This is a genomic window from Pseudomonas helleri, assembly GCF_009600315.1.
In the GTDB taxonomy this organism is placed as follows: Bacteria; Pseudomonadota; Gammaproteobacteria; order Pseudomonadales; family Pseudomonadaceae; genus Aquipseudomonas; species Aquipseudomonas helleri_A.
In genome coordinates this window covers 1-230 of record NZ_WIWC01000208.1, presented here as the reverse complement: position 1 = coordinate 230, position 230 = coordinate 1, and the positions used below count along the sequence as shown (strand labels likewise).

Genomic DNA, 230 nt, shown 5'->3' with positions numbered 1-230 from the left:
GTCTCACTGAGCAAAAAATCAGCGACTTCAAAAAGGCCGGGCTGGACCACATCCAGATCAGCTTCCAGGCCAGCGACGAGCAAGTGAATAACCTGCTCGCGGGCTCGAAAAAGGCCTTCGCGCAAAAGCTCGAGATGGCCCGCGCGGTCAAAGCCCACGGCTACCCGATGGTACTGAACTTCGTCACCCATCGGCACAACATCGACAAAATCGACCGCATCATCGAGTTG

General features: G+C 56.1%; 1 protein-coding gene. It reads left to right on the top strand.

Annotation, left to right across the window (positions count from 1 at the left end):
* A partial coding sequence (locus GHN86_RS23330; protein WP_323370021.1) for a radical SAM protein occupies positions 1-230 on the top strand: 230 nt, incomplete at both ends.